Here is a 17,379-nt window from a genome sequence, read left to right as displayed (position 1 = left end):
TGTTATCCTCCTAGCAAATGACTGCTTATATAAATTAAAGTGACATGATGGCTAGTAACTTTAGCCTCATACTTGGACTTCTTTAACCCCGGTACCCATAGCACTTCACCGTCGTAATCGGTAATAATTGGCCACCGATCACGTTTCGTTTTGGGAACTTTCTCATCAATAAATAAACGTTTCAGCTTTTTCGAGCCATTCATCCCTTTTGGTGAAATCTTGTCTCCTTGCTTTCTTGTGCGTATATACAGCGGAAGCTTCATCGCATGCGGATCGATCATGAAATAATGATCGTTCTCCATCGATGTAGGTGCCTCAGCAGTTAACATAAATTCACCGCCGAACGGCCAAGCAACACGCTCTCCAATCTGTAAAGCAAACTCATATTCTTTTTTCCATTCCTGTTCAAAACTGAAGATACATTGCTGATACTCACGGCGAACTTTCAACCCATCAGGAAGGTCTAAGCTACCAGATGAAGATCCGCCTTTTAGCAATTGAAGAATTTGTTGAATATGTATGAAGGAAAACGCTATTTTACCTTTGTAAAGATAGTTTAATATTAGATGAATCGCTCTTCTTTGTAAAGGCAAAGGCACCTCTATAAACGCATTGATTTGTACTTTTGCACTAGCTTCATCTTTTTCCCATACTTTATGCATGGTTGCTTCTGTTAATTCATTTAAAAACTGGTCATCCTCCTTCATTTCCTCATTAAATCTCTGAAAATGTTCGTGGACTTTCGGGTTTTCCTGTTTTAAAAACGGAAGTAGATGATGTCGGAATCGATTCCTCGTGTAATCTAAACGATCGTTGCTCGGGTCTCTCCTCGGTTCAAGCCCTTCAGCTGAACAATACTGCTCGATCATTTCCTTCGTTAAAAGAAGCATCGGCCGAATGATTTCTCCATCGGCAAAGGGGCGACGCACGGGAATTCCCGTTCTTGTGCTTGCTCCTTTCACTAGTTGCATTAACACCGTCTCTATTTGATCATCTCCGTGATGAGCCAAGGCTAGTTTGTTGGCAGAGAACTTTTGCAACCCCTCTTCAAAAAATCGATAACGAACTTCGCGGGCTGTCTCTTGTAACCCTGTTGCTTGCTGTTCCATCACCGCTGAAACTTTCACCTGCTTAGTGTAGCAAGGGATGTTACGCTTGTCGCAAAAATGTTCAACAAACCGCAGTTCAGCACAGGACTCTTCTCCTCTGAACATATGGTCTAAATGGAGAGCATACACTTCGATCTGAAACACATCACGATGATTAGCCAAGTAAGACAAGAGCGCTAAAGAATCTGGTCCGCCTGATACACCGACGGCTACCTTATCCCCTTTTTCAATTAATTGATGCTGCTTAATAAACCGTTTCATTCGCTCTTCAAATACCAGCATAATTTCCTCTTCTCGATCTTTTAATATTTATGACTATACTATCACTTTTTTCGAAAGGAAAACAATTTCTGATCCCCATTTTTCATTGCAATAATTCAAGAAAAACATAAAGCGCATATAGGAACGTAATTGTGAAAATAGCAGCCGCTGCTTTGAGCTGCTGTCTTGTACGTTGCTTCCGCTTGATCGCCGTTCTTCCTCCTGTACGTCTTGTATTCGTCACTTTTTTCACTGGATCATTAGGAATGAGCTTCGGACTTAAGGCTTTCATCAATTCCGCTCTCATTTGTTTTGCGGATGAATAATCACCTTGCAACGCATGGATCAATACAGGGGCATAAGTTTCCAACTCCTTCTTATGTTTGATACGTGCGATCACTCCTTTCACTCCATTCCCATCTTTTTCAAATCGATTAGGGTATACAAGGTTAACTGCTACCATAGCTGTCGCAAATACATCATAAGAGGGGTCGGCCGTCCGCGAACCCGCTCCCCAATACCCTCTATCAAAGAATTCGGTATACTCCTTCACTGCTCTCCCTTGCTTTGTCGTGCCACCGACATCGATACAACGAAGACGAAAAGGCGGCCCAACCACAATTAAATTATCCGGCTTAATATCACCAAATATCCACCCTTCTTGATGAAGGACTTGTAAATTCTCAAGCAACTGTAAAAGCAATACACCGATCCACGAAACACCCTTCTTATTAATGAATGAAGAAAGCGTTGGTCCTTGAATATATTCCATTACATAAAAAGGATACGTTTGATCTCCTACTTCCCAATCATCCTCATCGACCAAATAAGGCCCGAGGGAAGACCCCTGGACCTTATTAAATGCCTTCAGTACGTTCATTTCAGATGTAATTGAAAGTTGACTACTCAGCTTTAAAGCAAGCGACCCCTCTTTACCCTTTACTAAAAAAACCGTACCAGTCGCCCCTCGCCCTAACTCACGCTCAACAATATACGTTTGCTTATGCCACTTTCCTCGAATCACCGTCCCTCTCGGTAAACTAAATTGATTCTTCGAAGTATTCATCATCATGTGACAACCAGCCTTTTTCATTTCGTTTTTGCTTAAACTGTGAGATGGCTTCACGAATCGCAGGGCCTGTCGGTGTTAATCCTCCGGTGGATAGCTTAGAGAACAATGAAGTTAATGATTCTAACTTCGGTGTCCAATCTAACAGCTGCTCAACTTCTTTTCTTTTCCCGGGAAATACATAGAGTGAAAATAAATTGTTTCCCATTCTGGCATTCATGCTTAAAGAAAGATCTAACAGCGCTTCTTTCACTGTTGGTAATTTATCTTGCATACTGGCACTCATATCTACTAAAATCAATACTTCTAAATTGGCCGTTTCGCCTAACTCCTCGACTACCTCCATCACTTCGCCTCGTTTTTCTGGCGGTAAAGATTCTATTTCAACATCATTGCTTAATATTTTCTTTAATTGTTGATTGACCACTCCTTGCAATGTTTGCGTCATTGCCTGCCGAGTCACCATTTGTACTGTATGAGACAGCTGCGTTTTATAAACGATTTGGCTAATCCCACCTCCCGATAGAGCAATATGATCAATTTCTGTTAACCCTCTTGGATTCTCCGTCTCACGCCCTACAATTCCAATAACATTGACTGTAATTCCTTGTTCAGCTGCTAATGTAGCCATCGCAACTGGATCTTCACCTGAATTCGAACAGCCGTCAGTCAGCAATAATATTTGCTTAATTGTACCTGCTTTCATGAAAAATCCCCTCCTACCTTCTACGAGTTATTAATATCCTCGCCGGAAAAAAGAGGAAATATACATCTGTGCCCTTCATCTATTTTTAAGAGATTTTCTTTCTGTTTTTTGAAAAGCTGATATTCATCGGGATCGATGTCCATTTCGGTAAGTTATGGGCTATTTTTGTCACCACCACGGTCATATCGTCTTCAATATCTCCCGCCCTTGTTCGAATCACTTCTTCCATTAACAAGTCCGCTACTAGTTGGGGATCATCCGTTTCCAATTCCGCAATCTTCCGCTTCATCCACATATCGTTATTCTCCACATTTTTCGGTCCATCAAATACTCCGTCACTCATCATAATGATTAAATCACCCGACTTTAATTGCTCGCTCACCACATCCACTTCAAACTCCTGAAGAATGCCCATCGGTAAATTGCTCGCTTCGACTTTAATAATGTTATTGCCACGCTTAATGAAGCTAGGAGTCGAGCCTACCTTTAAAAAGTTGGCGGCAGCATCTTGCAAATCAATAATCACTAAGTCCAACGTGGAGAAAATTTCATCTGTCGTTCGCAGCTGCAAAATTGAGTTGACCGATTTAATCGCCAGCTTTTCTTCAATGCCTGATTTTAAAATTTGCTGAAGCAGCCGCAAAGTTTCATTGCTTTCATAATGCGCCCTTTCCCCATTGCCCATCCCATCACTAATCGCTACCGCATATTTCCCTGCACCTAGTTCAATCGTTGAATAGCTATCTCCAGAGACAAACCCTCCACCTTTTGCTGCATGAGCCGCACCCGTTTCTATCGCAAATGCTTTAGCTGAACGAAAAGTGATTTCACAAACTCCGCCTACCCCTCCTTCACATTCTTCCTTATGAACAATAACGTTATCTCCTAAAATATCCGATAGCATCGGGGCTAATAATTTTTGACATTCCCCATGCTGGTTGCTCGAATAAGGAACGATCATGTCAATATCGACATTGCTTTTTTGCAAGTTATATATATCAATGTGCTCAATCTCAATGCCAAACGACTCAATCGCTTCAAATATTTGTTCCTCTTGCTGATGATGATTTTCTCTTTCTCGCTGAATCTCTTCCGCAAAGTCACTCATCACCTCTGATACTCCTCGAAGCTGTTCAGCGACAAGCTTTCTACTATCGTATACTTGCTTTTTTAATTTTTGATTCGCTTGGTAATAAGTCAGTTGTTGGTTAACCGCCTCCTCAACTCGTTTTGGACGGAAGCAATGCCTTTCCAAATCTTTAGCAAGCTTTTGCGAAAGCTTTTCATTGCCTTCATCGAACTCGTGCAATACATCTGTCATTAATTGATACGTTTGATTAAAATTAGTGGTCCAGCATTGTTCTTTTTTAAAGCAGGTCTGGCATGTTTTCTCCGTCACATAACTTAGGAACACATCTACCTCCCTTTCCTCACATTCATCCAGATTATTCACGTTAAAATGAGAAAAGCTCTTCGATAAAGCTTGAAACACTTCAGAAAACTGTTCCACTCTGTTAGCAGTCACATCTCTCATTTTCATTAAATATTGTTGTTGTTCTTTCGAATGTTCTGCCGTACCAGGAATAAGCTTGGCCAACTGATCAGTAACAATCTTTGGGGTTAAAAATAAGAACATAACGGCTACTAACGATTCATACATCGATGGCGCTAGCGGAATACCATTTTCATTGTACATTGCAGCAAGCAACGTGGCCGTCAATAACCCCATAGATACTCCTAGCCTGCGCCATTCCTTCAATAATCCTCCCAACAATCCAGCGAAGGCAAGTAAACTCATTTGAAAGAAGCTAGCTACACTCGCAAGACTGAAGATCAACCCTGTCACTACCCCTACAGTTGACCCAACAGCAGCTCCAGAAATCAAAGCGAAAACTAACACTAAATACCTTGAAAAGATATGTTCAATTGATAAGCCGTAAAGGGACCAACCAATCGTTCCTGACGTAATAGAGGCAAGCGTAATAATTAAACTAACGACCTCTTCCATTTTTAAAGACTTTACTCGTTTATTAAGTGCTAAAAACGGGATGCTCTGCATAAAAATAAGTGTCAAAACAAAAGCAAGCGCGGCTTCAATCACCCCCATCAATACATCATAGCTATTAAGAATGTAACTATTTTGAATATAAGCCAAACCTAAATTCACACTTAACACAATAAACAGAACGAGAAATGGAATAGAGATTGTGTCTTGTTTAGTGAAATTCTTAAACAGGCGATGTACGACTAAAAAGAGCACAATCGTTGCAAAGGAGTAACTAATTTGATCAATTGATAAAGTGAGAGATCCAGCAAGTATACCGATAAATGCTAATGGAGCAGACTCTCTCCTTAACATAAAAACGGATACAAAGAATGGTAGAGCGAAAGGGGTTAAATGCGACAGAATTAAGGCACGTCCCAGTAAAAAACCGATCAATAAAAAGACAAACCCTTTTTCAAGCATCCATTCCTGCAGTTGAAAAATCACTTTCTTCAACCCTCGGAACAGTTCTACTTTTCTCTCCTCCAAATCTACCTGACCGACCGGCTCTACTATGTTTCTTTCCACCCTCTCCATAGTTAGCACCTCTATTCGTTTTTGGTTTGTTGAATATTATAAAGAAGAACAAGACAAAACTTTGTCAAAATGAGAGACCTGCCTCAAAAAAGTGTTCGACAATATGCACATCAAAAATGATTGACAATTGATTATGTCGTAAAGTATTATATTCATTGTGCTTCAAATAATTATTTTTATAGCGGCGTAGCTCAGCTGGCTAGAGCGTACGGTTCATACCCGTGAGGTCGTGGGTTCGATCCCCTCCGCCGCTACCAAAATAGCAAAATCTATAAAGGCCCGTTGGTCAAGCGGTTAAGACACCGCCCTTTCACGGCGGTAACACGGGTTCGAATCCCGTACGGGTCATCGGCACAAAAAACCAGATGTTTTTGAATCCAAGTGGTTCAAACGCATCTGGTTTTTTATTGACTTTCATTATACTACCTCTTATATTTATCTTATAAAATGAAGGGAGTGAATTTCTTGAAAGGACAAGCAACACCTTATTTAACATTTAACGGAAACGCACGTGAAGCGATCGATTTTTACGTCAACACATTTCACGCTGAAGTACAAGGCATTCAAACATTTGGAGAAGCCGATTTTCCAACTCCGCCTGAAGCGGCAGAAAAAATTATGCATGCTCGATTCGGAAAAGGTGATTTTGTCATCATGGTATCCGATGCATTTTTAGGGCAACATGTTGAATCTGGCAATCACATTTCACTTGCTCTTACATTAGAAACTGAACAAGAAATTCAATCCATTTACGATGCTCTTTGCCAAGATGGTACAGTTCTTATGGAGCTTCAAGATACTTTTTGGAACTCAAAATTCGCTAAGGTACAAGATCGTTTCGGCATTATCTGGGATCTTGACTATCCAAAAGCGTAAACGCAATAAAGTGTTAAAAATAAAAAGCCGTTTCAAGAGCTTGAACGTCCGAGCTCTTGAAACAGCTTTTTTTTGTGAAAGCAACGCCTTTAGAAAATCTATCACATATAGTTTGAATAGGCAGCAATTAACTGCGTTTCGCGCCTCTTCCCCCACGACGTGATTCCGTTTGGCGCTTCAAAGTTGACAGACGGTCTTCACTATCCTTTAGGAAACGAGCCATTTTCTGTTCAAAATTTTCTTTTGGAGGCGTGTAGCTTCCTCTTGGCCCTTTAGAACGGTAATCATTATTTTTGGGACGTGGACGATAGGACTGCTGTTGCTGCTGTAGTTGATCTTTCGCTTTGCGGATGGACAAACCGATCTTTCCATCATTCTCCACATTAATAACCTTCACTTCTACCTCATCGCCAACTTTTAAGTGATCGTTAATATCTTTCACATAATTGTCCGCTACTTCACTAATGTGCACTAATCCAGTCGAGCCTCCTGGCAGTTCAACAAACGCTCCGAATTTAGTGATGCCTGTCACTTTACCTTGTAACTTGCTGCCTACTTCGATTGACATAAAAAAATTTTTCCTCCTTAGAAATGATCGAACTTTACATTATATTATATTACGTAAAAAAAAGGTGTCAATATAACCTCTAGTTATTCTCCTGTCTTTTCACCTTTTTCGTCAGCTTCAGGAATATTGAAAATGATCTCTCCCTCATCTGATAAAAAGTACTTCTTTCTCGCAAGCTCTGCAATATATTCATCATCATTCAATCGTTCAAGCTCTTCTTCATATTGCTTTTGTTGCTTTTTTAATTCAACTAGCGATGCTTGCGTTTCTGCTTTTAGTTTCTGCTTCTCTTCCAAATGAGCAGATTGAGAAATAAGTGTAGACCCAAGGCCCGCAATAATAATAAGTGCTAAAATAGAGAAAGCAGCAAGCCTTCTATATAACTTTTTCTTATGCCTTGCTACAAGTAATTCTCTTTTCGTCCAGTTGGAAACAAAAGCGTTTTTCAAAGCGATCACTTTTTGTTTATTTAATCCGCTCATTCCTCTTCCTCCCGGCCTATTTATTCCAACGTTTTGCTATATTTATTAATTGATTCTTGGTGTATAGAAAAACTCCTGCTATTTTTTTATTTATATCGGCTATTTTGTTTCGAATACGTAGCGGTAATAGCTTAAAAATAAGGCGAACAGGAAAAAATATGACTTTCCCTATAAATAATAATAGGTGAAGACACATTTTGGCAAGGGTCATCAGTCCCTTGCCCAGCAAACATAGACATTTAATCACCCATTGACAGAGAATGACAACTGGAAAAATGATTAAATAATAAATCGTTTTCTTGATTAACATGAATACGTTGAAAAGAAATACGATGACCCATTCTAAAGCCTTCAAATAAATGGATTTGAATAATGCCTGATAAGCCGCAAAACCGCACAGCACAGCTAAAAAAACATAGACACGGATTTCCCCATAGTTAATTCTATATAGACTGTAAAACAGTAAGCCCGCATAAAGGCACCAGAAGATCATATCGCTAATAAAAGTCATCCAGCGAGGGCGAGTTGATCTTTGCAGAAAACGCTGATACGTATCTAATAGTGCGCCAAAAATGAATCCCATGACGATCATTGCCATCATCGTTTCAAATTGGACAGTAAGATTCATTTGAATAGCTTACTGAACAAGCCTTTTGATTTTTCGCCTGCTGAATGATCGGAATATACGAAGCTGAAAATTGTCCCCTTAATAGCGACGATCCCTTTGTCTACATCTAAATTTTTCATCTGCAAGTTTTGACCTTTAATTGATAGATCACCCATGACAGTCGTCAAAAGAAATTCTTCACTATCAAAGCTTTCTACCTGCTTTACTCCGGTAATTTCTAATAACTTTCTCCCTCGCATCACTACATCATGTTCCGCCGTCCCTTTATCATGAAAATCATATGATTGATTCATCCTTCTCCCCCTCATTGTGGAAAGTACAAGCTTTGCCACTAAATGTATGCAGAAGAAAGCGAAACTATGTAATAAAGATACGAAGCTTTACTGCTCGTTTAATCTTTCTTCTTTCAGCAGCTTGTACATCCCTGCTGCTTCCTCTTTTTTCGTTGTCTCTTGAAGTTTTTCTACTTGAACGGTGAGTAGACGCTGACCTAAACGAATCGTCAATTCGTCGCCAAGCTTTACGTTAGAGCTTGCTTTTGCTTCGACGCCATTAATCATAATTCGTCCTTGGTCCGCTACTTCTTTCGCTAACGTTCTTCTTTTAATAATTCGTGATACTTTTAAAAATTTATCTAATCTCATCATACTCTCCCCTTTTCTTTATAAGCCGAGCTGTTTTGCCTCATTCCAAAAGGCATCTAATTCTTCCAACGTATAGTCATTAAATGCTCGCTTACTCTCTTTTACCCGTTTTTCCACGTGAGTAAAACGACGATAAAATTTTTCATTTACAGCAATTAACGCTTCCTCTGGGTGAATCGCATAAAAGCGAGATACGTTGACAAGAGTAAACAATAGATCACCAAACTCTTCAAGCAATCGACCTTTGTCGCCACTCTTCACTTCAACAAGAAACTCTTGCCACTCTTCTGCTACTTTATCGAGCGCTCCTTGAGCATCCTTCCAATCAAACCCTACCTTTGCTGCTTTCTTCTGCAGTTCATAAGCACGAAGCAACGCCGGTAACCCTTTCGCTACTTCATCAAGCAAAGCGGTTTCCTTTGTCCCTTTTTCCTGCTGTTTAATCTCCTGCCAATTCGCCACAACTTGCTCCGAACCCTCCACTACTTTTTCGCCAAATACATGAGGATGGCGGCGAATCATTTTCTGAGCGAGCGTTTCGATAACGTCTTCAATCGAAAACATTCCTTCATCTTCACCAATTTGAGCATGAAGTAATACTTGTAAAAGGACATCGCCAAGTTCTTCAATGATATGATCATCATCTTGACGGTCGATCGCCTCAAGAAGTTCATACGCTTCTTCGATTAAATATTTTTTCAATGACTCGTGCGTCTGCTCTCGATCCCATGGACAACCATCTGGTGCACGAAGCTTGGCGATAATTTGCCGTAATACTGCAAACTCTCGATACGTTTTCTCCGCTTCTTTCACTGGCGGGACGTAAAGCGAAGTTAAATTATTGAGCTCTACTTGACGATCTAATTCGTATAAAGGAATTTTCTTGACGACTTGTTCTGAGCTACCTGCAGCTGTCACGATATACACTTCATATTCATCCGCATACTTTTCCATCAGAGTCAGTTTCACTTCAGAGGCAACAAAGGCATCATATACTTGGGCAATGACCACATGTTGAAAAATATTAATATCATCCCTATGTAAAGCCGTCCCATCTAAAAATTGAAAGCCATCGATCGGGTCTGCTTCAATGGATGTGAATAAAGCGTCAAGAAAGCTTTGGCCGCCTGCGATGGAGATATCCCATTCCGGTAACTTCCCTTTTTCCAACAACAATTGCACCGTTTTTTCTGCGACGATTGGGTGACCGGGAACGGCATATACCACTTCCTCTTCCTTTGTTGCCGCCGAAATCAACTCAGCTACAATTTCTTCATACACTGCTTCAAATTGATCATGTTTTTCGTATACATCATCAAAGCTTTCAAACGATACTCCCTCTGCTTGAAGTTCAGTAATTACTGGGTGAGCGATCGTTCGTGCATACACCTTGTTCGTTCGCTTTAATAATTTGTATACACCAAGAGGCAATTGATCCAGCTCCCCCGCTCCAAGACCAACAATTGTAATCGAATAAGTCATGCTTTACCACTCTCTTCCTTAATTTTATTTCCTTTTCTGACTCATTCCTCTCAGCTTGTCTCCAAAAGGAATTTGCCTCCATTCTTCTTCTGTAAATAAGTTCACTTTCATCATTGTATGAATAAATACAAACGCACCTACGGCCACGCTACTCAGTGCAAGAATCGTCATTTGTAGACGGTCCATATCATGTGCAAATAAGAGGTTTTCTACTACCACTCGCCAGATTTGTAAAGCTACCGTCATGATTAGCATAGAGAATAATGCTTTATATAAAAAGGTTGTCTGGATAAATGGCATTTTCAATTGCTTGCGAATATATAAAGCAAGAACGATCATAATAACGCCTAGAGCAAGAACAGTAGAGATCGCAGCACCCGCTGTTCCATACGAAGCAACAAGTAGCATATTTCCAATATACTTAACAAACACCCCAATGACTACCGCTAAAGCAGGAATGATATCTTTATTTATACTTTGTAAGATTCCTGAAAAAGTTAAGATCACCGAGCTAAATAAAATGGACATACAAAAAATCGACAGTACGAAAGAGCCTTCGCTGTTTTCAAACAGCATTGTATTGACGGCATCCATAATATTGATCAAACCGACAGTAGCTGCTAGCCCGATAGTGACACTTACCTTTACAGCAAGCCGCATATATTCCCTCACTTGCTGTTGCTGATTCTTTTGAAAAGCGGCTGTCACAAGCGGAACGAGCGTCAATGATAGTGACACCGCCGCTACCGTTCCAAGCTGGAGCAGCGGTTGACCGCGATCATAAATCCCTTTGGCGACTTTCGCTTCTAAGTCGCCAAATCCGGCTTGAGTAAGCCCACTATATAATTGAAATGAGTCCACCAACTGAAGCAACACGAGCATCATACCCGATACGCAAATAGCAGTGCCTTGAACGACTAATAAACGCATTTCTCTCTTATAAAATTCATTCTTTCTAAGCAAACTAAGCTTAATAGTAGAATGGCGCTTCCGTATAAACACATATAGCACGAACATTCCGGCTAGACTGCCCGCTAACGAACCGACCATGGCGCTAGCACCTGCTACATATAGCGAATGCCCTTTTTCGATCATCAAATAAGAAAATAGCAGTATGCCTCCTACCCGAATCAGTTGCTCCACCACTTGTGAGATCGCTGTCGGAACCATATCTCCTACGCCTTGAAAAGCTCCACGCCATACCGTCATAAACGGCATGAGTAAAAAGGAAAAAGCAACGATCCGAATCATCGGAGTTAGTCCCATATCTCCCATATATTTCGCTATTGTATCAGCACAAAAAAAGATCACAGTGAATAATATTACACCTAACACACCAATAATAGTGAATGACAATCGAGCAATCGTCTCTACATACAGACGATTTCCTTCTCTTTCTGCTACTAACTTAGAAATAATAACTGGAAAACCATAAGTAGATAAAGCAACAGCTATTCCGTATAACGGGTACACTTGCTGATAAATATAAAAACCGACATCCCCGACAATGTTTTGGTAAGGAACACGGTAAACTGCACTCAAAATTTTCACAAAAATCGCCGCTATCGTTAAAATAATAGCGCCGCGCATAAAAGACTTTTGATCCCCATTTGTCAATGAATGACACCTAGCCCTTCTAAACAAACTATTACAAATGTAAATGATCTCAACAAAAAAAGGAAGCAGCTCGTTTTTTTACTGCTTCCTTTCCTTGCTATTGTTCCATTTGTTTCGCTAAAAAGCTGGCGGCAGTTTCAGCTGATTTCTTCTCTATTTCACTCATCGTTCTCTCCGTTGAAAAAATTAAGACGAGCCCAATGGAATCCCCGTTAGCAATGATCGGAGCGACCGTATACGATTGCACCTCTTCTTCACGTCCGTCGATAATTTCAACCGAACCACTAGGGTTATTTAACGTTGGCTGGCGCTCACTGATCGCCGACTCAATTAATGGTCCTACATTTTTATTCATATATTCTTTTTTCGCTACACCAGCGGTCGCAATAATGACATCGCGATCACAAATCAATACACTGCTATCGAGACTGTCATGTAATGCTTCAGCATATTCTTGAGCAAAATCACCTAGTTCACTAATTGGGGAGTATTTCTTTAAAATGACTTCTCCATCACGATCAACGAAAATCTCTAGCGGGTCTCCTTCTCGTATCCTTAACGTACGACGGATTTCTTTTGGAATAACAACCCGCCCTAAATCATCAATTCGACGAACAATACCAGTTGCTTTCATCTTGTTGCCTCACTTTCATCAGATGATTTTTTTAGGACAATGAATAAGCGATTTTCATCGATATTCCTGTCACATTGATGTTATTATCTTTCATCTGGGAAGTTCTATGCATTTTGATGATTATTTTCTAGCCTGTTCAAGATTTTGAATGATATCATAGGCCATCGTAAACCACGCTTCATCCGTCAGCTGTTTAATATTAATCGTGACTTTCAACTGATTACTTTCCATACCTAGCCCTACGGCACGACCGTGTTTATGGCAAATTTCAAATACTTTAGAGCCATCGATTTGCTGCGTACCGACTTCACTCATCCAAATCGTGACTAGCTCTTTTTCTTGCTTAATTTTTTCGAGTTGAACAAAGCTCGCGTATACTTTCATTTCTGCCACTCTAAATAAATCATTTACTTCACGAGGGTATTCACCGAAACGATCGATAATTTCTTCCTTCAGCTCTGCTACTTCTTCTAATGAATCCACGCTACGGAAACGCTTATACATTTCGATTTTCTGCTGACTGTCCTTAATATAAGTATCTGGAATATACGCATCAATCGATAGTTCTATTTCAAACAATGGCGCCTTATTCTGTTCATCGACGCCTCGTTTTTGTTCTACTGCTTCCTTCAGCATTTGAGAGTATAAATCGAAACCGACAGAATCGATAAATCCATGCTGCTGAGCACCTAGTAAATTACCTGCGCCACGAATCGATAAATCGCGCATCGCGATTTTGAAGCCCGACCCTAGCTCGGTAAATTCTTTAATCGCTTCTAAACGCTTTTCTGCTGTTTCTGAAAGCACTTTATCTTTGCGATACATGAAATAGGCATAAGCAACACGACTGGAGCGTCCGACACGCCCTCTAATTTGATACAGTTGGGAAAGCCCCATTCGATCGGCATCATGAACAATTAATGTATTTACATTCGGAATATCTACGCCTGTTTCGATAATTGTAGTCGTCACTAACACATCAGATTCGCCTTCTAAAAAGCTTAAAATGACGGCTTCTAGCTCTCTTTCTGTCATCTGTCCATGAGCATATGCTACTTTCGCATCTGGAACGAGCATCGAAATTTCTTCTGCTTTTCTTTCAATATCCTCTACTCGATTATATAAATAAAAGACTTGCCCATCCCGTGCCAGTTCTCGCTCAATCGCTTCTCTCATAAGTGCAGGATTATTTTCAGCCACAAATGTTTGCACCGGAAAGCGGTTTTTCGGCGGTGTTTCAATGACGGATAAATCGCGAACACCTAGCATCGACATATGTAATGTTCGTGGAATTGGTGTTGCCGTTAATGTTAATACATCGACATTTGTTTTTAGTTTTTTGATTTTTTCTTTATGAGTGACACCAAAACGCTGTTCCTCGTCCACAATAAGTAAACCGAGTTCATGATATTGTACATCTTTTGATAACAAACGGTGCGTACCGACGACAATATCAACCGTTCCGCTTTTCAGCCCTTTTAATGTCTCTGTTTGTTGCTTCTTTGATCGAAAACGACTTAATAAACCGACGTTGATCGGAAAATCACGAAAGCGTTCTAGCATCGTCTCATAATGCTGTTGAGCAAGAATTGTGGTCGGCACAAGAAACGCCACCTGCTTCTCATCTGCTATCGCTTTAAAAGCAGCTCGAATCGCCACCTCTGTTTTGCCATAACCAACATCTCCGCATAGCAAACGATCCATCGGTCGTTCCTTTTGCATATCCTGTTTAATTTCTTGGATTGATCGAAGCTGATCTTCTGTTTCCTCATATGGAAAAGCGGTTTCAAATTCGCGCTGCATATCACCATCCGGAGAAAACGCATATCCTTTCGCCGCTTCTCTTTCCGCATACAGCTTAATTAAATCATCCGCAATGTCTTGAACAGAGGATTGTACTTTACTTTTGACTCGCTTCCATTCGCTCCCACCAAGCTTATATACTTTCGGCTCTTTCCCTTCTGAACCGACGTATTTCTGGACCAATTCGATTTGTTCCACTGGTACATATAATTGATCCGTTCCTTGATATTTAATATTTAAGTAGTCTTTATGAACACCTTTCATTTCTAGTGTTTCAATACCTAAGTATTTCCCGATCCCGTGATTGACGTGAACGACATAATCACCAGGCTTAAGCTCAGAGTAGCTTTTAATCCGTTCAGCATTAGAGAGCTTTTGACGGCTCTTATTCCGCTTCGTTTTCTTGTTAAACAACTCCTGCTCAGTGACAACGGCTAATTTCTGTTCGGAAAATTCAAAGCCTGCCGTTAACGAGCCTAAACCGATTTGAATCGCTTGCTCCGTCACCATATTTTTTCCAGAAGAAAGTGTGGCCTCAATCTCGTAATCTGCGAGAACCGTTGCTATTTTTTTCATTCGTTCTTCAGTCTCACCTAGAAACACTACCGTCATGCCAAGCTTTTTCCACCGTTCGACTTCTGTATGAAGAACATTCATTTGCCCATGAAAATTTTGCATCGAACGGCTAGAAAATTTAATGACATTCTCCGGGTTTGTCCCCGCAACTTTTCGCATGAATAACGAAAGATAAATGATTGGCTGCTTAATCTTTTCCTTCACTTCAGCAAATGAGTAAGAAAGCTTCATACCGTGGACGATCTTTCCTTCCTCCAGTAAAGACGTATACCACTCGGCTTCCTCTTGCTCTAGCGAGTCATTCAGCTCTTTAATACGGCTCACTTCGTCGAAAAACACGAGACCATCTTGCGGCAAATAGTCAATGAGGCTCATCGGCTCTTCATACATAATCTCCGTATACTTCGACAAACCGTCAATGCTCTGTCCTTGCTTTAACTTTTCCATTTCCGCGTGGATATTTTCTTTTAATAGCTTTTGAGTCTCTTCATTTTTGACCTTCTTTAAAGATTCCTCTAACGCCTGTTCAATCCTCTGAGCAAGCCTGATTAAATGAACAGGCTGATAAGGAGTTTCCGTTACAGGACTGATCATAATCGATTGTTTATTTTCTAATGAACGCTGATTTTCAATGGAAAATGTGCGAATAGAATCAACTTCTGTATCAAACAGTTCGATCCTCACAGGGTCTTCTAATGTCAGCGGATAAATATCAATAATTCCACCACGCAAACTAAATTCACCTGGACCATCGACCATATCCACTCTCTGATAACCCATATGCACTAACTCATTGATCATTTGATCTAAATCAACGTCTTCTCCAACCATCAGTTGTTTTTGTAACGCCGCCCATTCATGCTTTGGCGGCAATAATTTACGAAGTCCAGAAATAGGAACGATATAAATTCCCTTTTTCTCTTTAACGATGTGGTTTAACACTTCGATTCTTTGGGCGCGAAGTTCAGGGCTAGCTACACTGATTTCCGCCGCAATGAGCTCATTGGAGGCATACAAATACACCTCCTGCTCATCAGTAAATTGCAGAAGATCATCATATAGCTTTTGAGCTTGTAGCAAATTATAAGTCATCACCATAATCGGCTTATTCGTCTGTTGATAGGCTGAAGCAATCAATAATGCTCTTGAAGATCCGGTCAATCCGGCGGCTAACTGCTCCTTTAAGCCCTCTGATAGCCCGCTAAATAACACTTGGATATCTTGATTTTGTAAAAATATATTTTGTAAACTATTCACACACAGTTCCTCCCCTTTTAACTACCAATCCCTGTTGCAGCGTAAGCTCTTTCTACTGTTCCGACAATTCAAACAGAAAAATGCTTTGGATCGGTATCCAAAGCTACTTACTGTATAAAATAATCATATTCATGGAAATCAGGATTCCTTTCAAGGGATTCCTGACAATCCTCACATATTATTTTAATCTTCATCGTTCCATCTTGATCGTACTGGATCATGTCCGTTCTTTCATGATCCGTCAGTGCGTGAATGCCTAACTGTTTAGTAGAGATCACAGATTGATCAAGCGAACCAACTAGGGCATTGCAATGACGGCAAAAATAATGAATAGCCATCTGTCTTCCTCCTCGCTACCCACTGCATCAATAATTAAATTTAGTATAGGCACGACAGACGACATTTATTCACTTATTGATTAAATTTGTTCATCACTTCAAGAAACGGCTGATCAATCCATGCTTCTACTGCATCAACACTTGTAGTAATCACACTCTTCATGCTTGCTTGTTCTTCCGCAGTAAATCGTCCTAGTACATAATCAGATACTTTCATTGGGGGTGTTGGACGATCGATCCCAATGCGAATTCGATTAAATTGCTGCGTACCGACGTGAGCAATGGTCGACTTAATACCATTATGCCCTCCAGCACTGCCTTTTTGACGGAGACGAATCTTACCGACAGGCAAATCTAAATCATCATAAATAACGAGTAGATCTTCGACATCAATATTATAGTATCGCATCACTTCACCGATGCTTTCACCTGATAAGTTCATATATGTAAGCGGTTTAAGAAGAATCATCTTCTCCGTTCCTTTACGAACGACCGCATAAACGCCTTTATGCTTCGCTTCTGTGAGCGGAGTTTGAAAGCGTTCTGCTAGTTCATCGATTATATCAAAGCCAATATTATGCCTTGTGCCTTCATATTTAGAGCCTGGATTCCCAAGGCCTACTATTAATTTCATCATCTGCACCTCAAATTCCTTCTTAACTATCCAATTGAAGCTATGTAATTTTAAGTATAACTCACAAATGATAGAAATTATATAGTTCAACTCCAAGCATTTTGTAATTATCAA

At 40.3% G+C, this 17,379-nt stretch carries 16 protein-coding genes and 2 tRNA genes; 3 read left to right on the top strand and 15 right to left on the bottom strand.

Features of this window, described 5'->3' with window-relative positions; genetic code table 11:
- Window positions 1–2: 2 nt before the first annotated feature.
- From tilS to spoIIE, 4 genes are all read right to left on the bottom strand, one after another.
- Window positions 3–1,391 (bottom strand): tRNA lysidine(34) synthetase TilS, encoded by a 1,389-nt coding sequence (tilS, locus tag ACSVDJ_RS00390; RefSeq protein ID WP_439170963.1) that lies wholly within the window; start codon window positions 1,389–1,391, stop codon window positions 3–5.
- A gap of 82 nt (window positions 1,392–1,473) precedes the next feature.
- The gene (prkT, locus tag ACSVDJ_RS00385) at window positions 1,474–2,442 is read right to left on the bottom strand and encodes a serine/threonine protein kinase PrkT (protein WP_439170964.1); all 969 of its coding nucleotides are present in this window, start codon (window positions 2,440–2,442) and stop codon (window positions 1,474–1,476) included.
- Entirely contained in the window at window positions 2,411–3,145 is a 735-nt protein-coding gene (locus ACSVDJ_RS00380; RefSeq protein WP_095479479.1) for a vWA domain-containing protein, read from the bottom strand. Before ACSVDJ_RS00380 ends, prkT begins: the two co-directional genes overlap by 32 nt.
- A gap of 85 nt (window positions 3,146–3,230) precedes the next feature.
- Complete coding sequence (gene spoIIE / locus ACSVDJ_RS00375; protein WP_439170965.1) at window positions 3,231–5,726, bottom strand: stage II sporulation protein E; 2,496 nt, start codon at window positions 5,724–5,726, stop codon at window positions 3,231–3,233.
- 180 nt (window positions 5,727–5,906) lie between these two features.
- Here spoIIE and ACSVDJ_RS00370 point away from each other — a divergent pair.
- The 3 genes from ACSVDJ_RS00370 (at window position 5,907) to ACSVDJ_RS00360 (ending at window position 6,602) form a co-directional block, all read left to right on the top strand.
- Window positions 5,907–5,983 (top strand) — tRNA-Met (locus ACSVDJ_RS00370).
- A 19-nt stretch (window positions 5,984–6,002) separates the two neighbouring features.
- Window positions 6,003–6,074 (top strand) — tRNA-Glu (locus tag ACSVDJ_RS00365).
- Window positions 6,075–6,191: 117 nt separating this feature from the next.
- On the top strand, window positions 6,192–6,602 hold the full coding sequence (locus tag ACSVDJ_RS00360; RefSeq protein ID WP_439170967.1) for a VOC family protein: 411 nt from the start codon (window positions 6,192–6,194) through the stop codon (window positions 6,600–6,602).
- A gap of 127 nt (window positions 6,603–6,729) precedes the next feature.
- Here the strand turns inward: ACSVDJ_RS00360 and ACSVDJ_RS00355 are convergent, their stop codons facing one another.
- The 11 genes from ACSVDJ_RS00355 to pth form a co-directional block, all read right to left on the bottom strand.
- On the bottom strand, window positions 6,730–7,170 hold the full coding sequence (locus ACSVDJ_RS00355; protein ID WP_439170968.1) for a S1 domain-containing RNA-binding protein: 441 nt from the start codon (window positions 7,168–7,170) through the stop codon (window positions 6,730–6,732).
- An 83-nt stretch (window positions 7,171–7,253) separates the two neighbouring features.
- Window positions 7,254–7,652 (bottom strand): FtsB family cell division protein, encoded by a 399-nt coding sequence (locus ACSVDJ_RS00350; RefSeq protein ID WP_439170969.1) that lies wholly within the window; start codon window positions 7,650–7,652, stop codon window positions 7,254–7,256.
- A gap of 16 nt (window positions 7,653–7,668) precedes the next feature.
- Window positions 7,669–8,280 carry a spore cortex biosynthesis protein YabQ gene (yabQ, locus tag ACSVDJ_RS00345; RefSeq protein ID WP_439170970.1) on the bottom strand — a complete coding sequence of 204 codons (612 nt, stop codon included), beginning with the start codon at window positions 8,278–8,280 and terminating at the stop codon, window positions 7,669–7,671.
- The gene (gene yabP / locus ACSVDJ_RS00340; RefSeq protein WP_439170972.1) at window positions 8,277–8,573 is read right to left on the bottom strand and encodes a sporulation protein YabP; all 297 of its coding nucleotides are present in this window, start codon (window positions 8,571–8,573) and stop codon (window positions 8,277–8,279) included. Before yabP ends, yabQ begins: the two co-directional genes overlap by 4 nt.
- Before the next feature lie 87 nt (window positions 8,574–8,660).
- Window positions 8,661–8,924 (bottom strand): RNA-binding S4 domain-containing protein, encoded by a 264-nt coding sequence (locus tag ACSVDJ_RS00335; protein ID WP_439171010.1) that lies wholly within the window; start codon window positions 8,922–8,924, stop codon window positions 8,661–8,663.
- A gap of 18 nt (window positions 8,925–8,942) precedes the next feature.
- A complete protein-coding gene (gene yabN / locus ACSVDJ_RS00330; protein ID WP_439170975.1) occupies window positions 8,943–10,406 on the bottom strand; it encodes a bifunctional methyltransferase/pyrophosphohydrolase YabN in 1,464 nt (487 codons plus the stop codon).
- Between the two features lie 24 nt (window positions 10,407–10,430).
- Complete coding sequence (locus ACSVDJ_RS00325) at window positions 10,431–12,023, bottom strand: putative polysaccharide biosynthesis protein (protein WP_439170977.1); 1,593 nt, start codon at window positions 12,021–12,023, stop codon at window positions 10,431–10,433.
- 97 nt (window positions 12,024–12,120) lie between these two features.
- Window positions 12,121–12,657 carry a stage V sporulation protein T gene (gene spoVT, locus ACSVDJ_RS00320; RefSeq protein WP_439170979.1) on the bottom strand — a complete coding sequence of 179 codons (537 nt, stop codon included), beginning with the start codon at window positions 12,655–12,657 and terminating at the stop codon, window positions 12,121–12,123.
- 120 nt (window positions 12,658–12,777) lie between these two features.
- Window positions 12,778–16,293 carry a transcription-repair coupling factor gene (gene mfd / locus ACSVDJ_RS00315; protein WP_439170981.1) on the bottom strand — a complete coding sequence of 1,172 codons (3,516 nt, stop codon included), beginning with the start codon at window positions 16,291–16,293 and terminating at the stop codon, window positions 12,778–12,780.
- Window positions 16,294–16,400: 107 nt separating this feature from the next.
- On the bottom strand, window positions 16,401–16,631 hold the full coding sequence (fin, locus tag ACSVDJ_RS00310) for an anti-sigma-F factor Fin (RefSeq protein WP_439170982.1): 231 nt from the start codon (window positions 16,629–16,631) through the stop codon (window positions 16,401–16,403).
- A gap of 73 nt (window positions 16,632–16,704) precedes the next feature.
- Complete coding sequence (gene pth / locus ACSVDJ_RS00305) at window positions 16,705–17,265, bottom strand: aminoacyl-tRNA hydrolase (protein ID WP_439171011.1); 561 nt, start codon at window positions 17,263–17,265, stop codon at window positions 16,705–16,707.
- Window positions 17,266–17,379: the final 114 nt, after the last annotated feature.

It is taken from the genome of Bacillus sp. Hm123 (assembly GCF_051842975.2).
Classification (GTDB): domain Bacteria; phylum Bacillota; class Bacilli; order Bacillales; family Domibacillaceae; genus Bacillus_CE.
The sequence above is the reverse complement of the archived record's forward strand: the minus strand, read 5'-3'. Positions and strand labels throughout refer to the sequence as shown.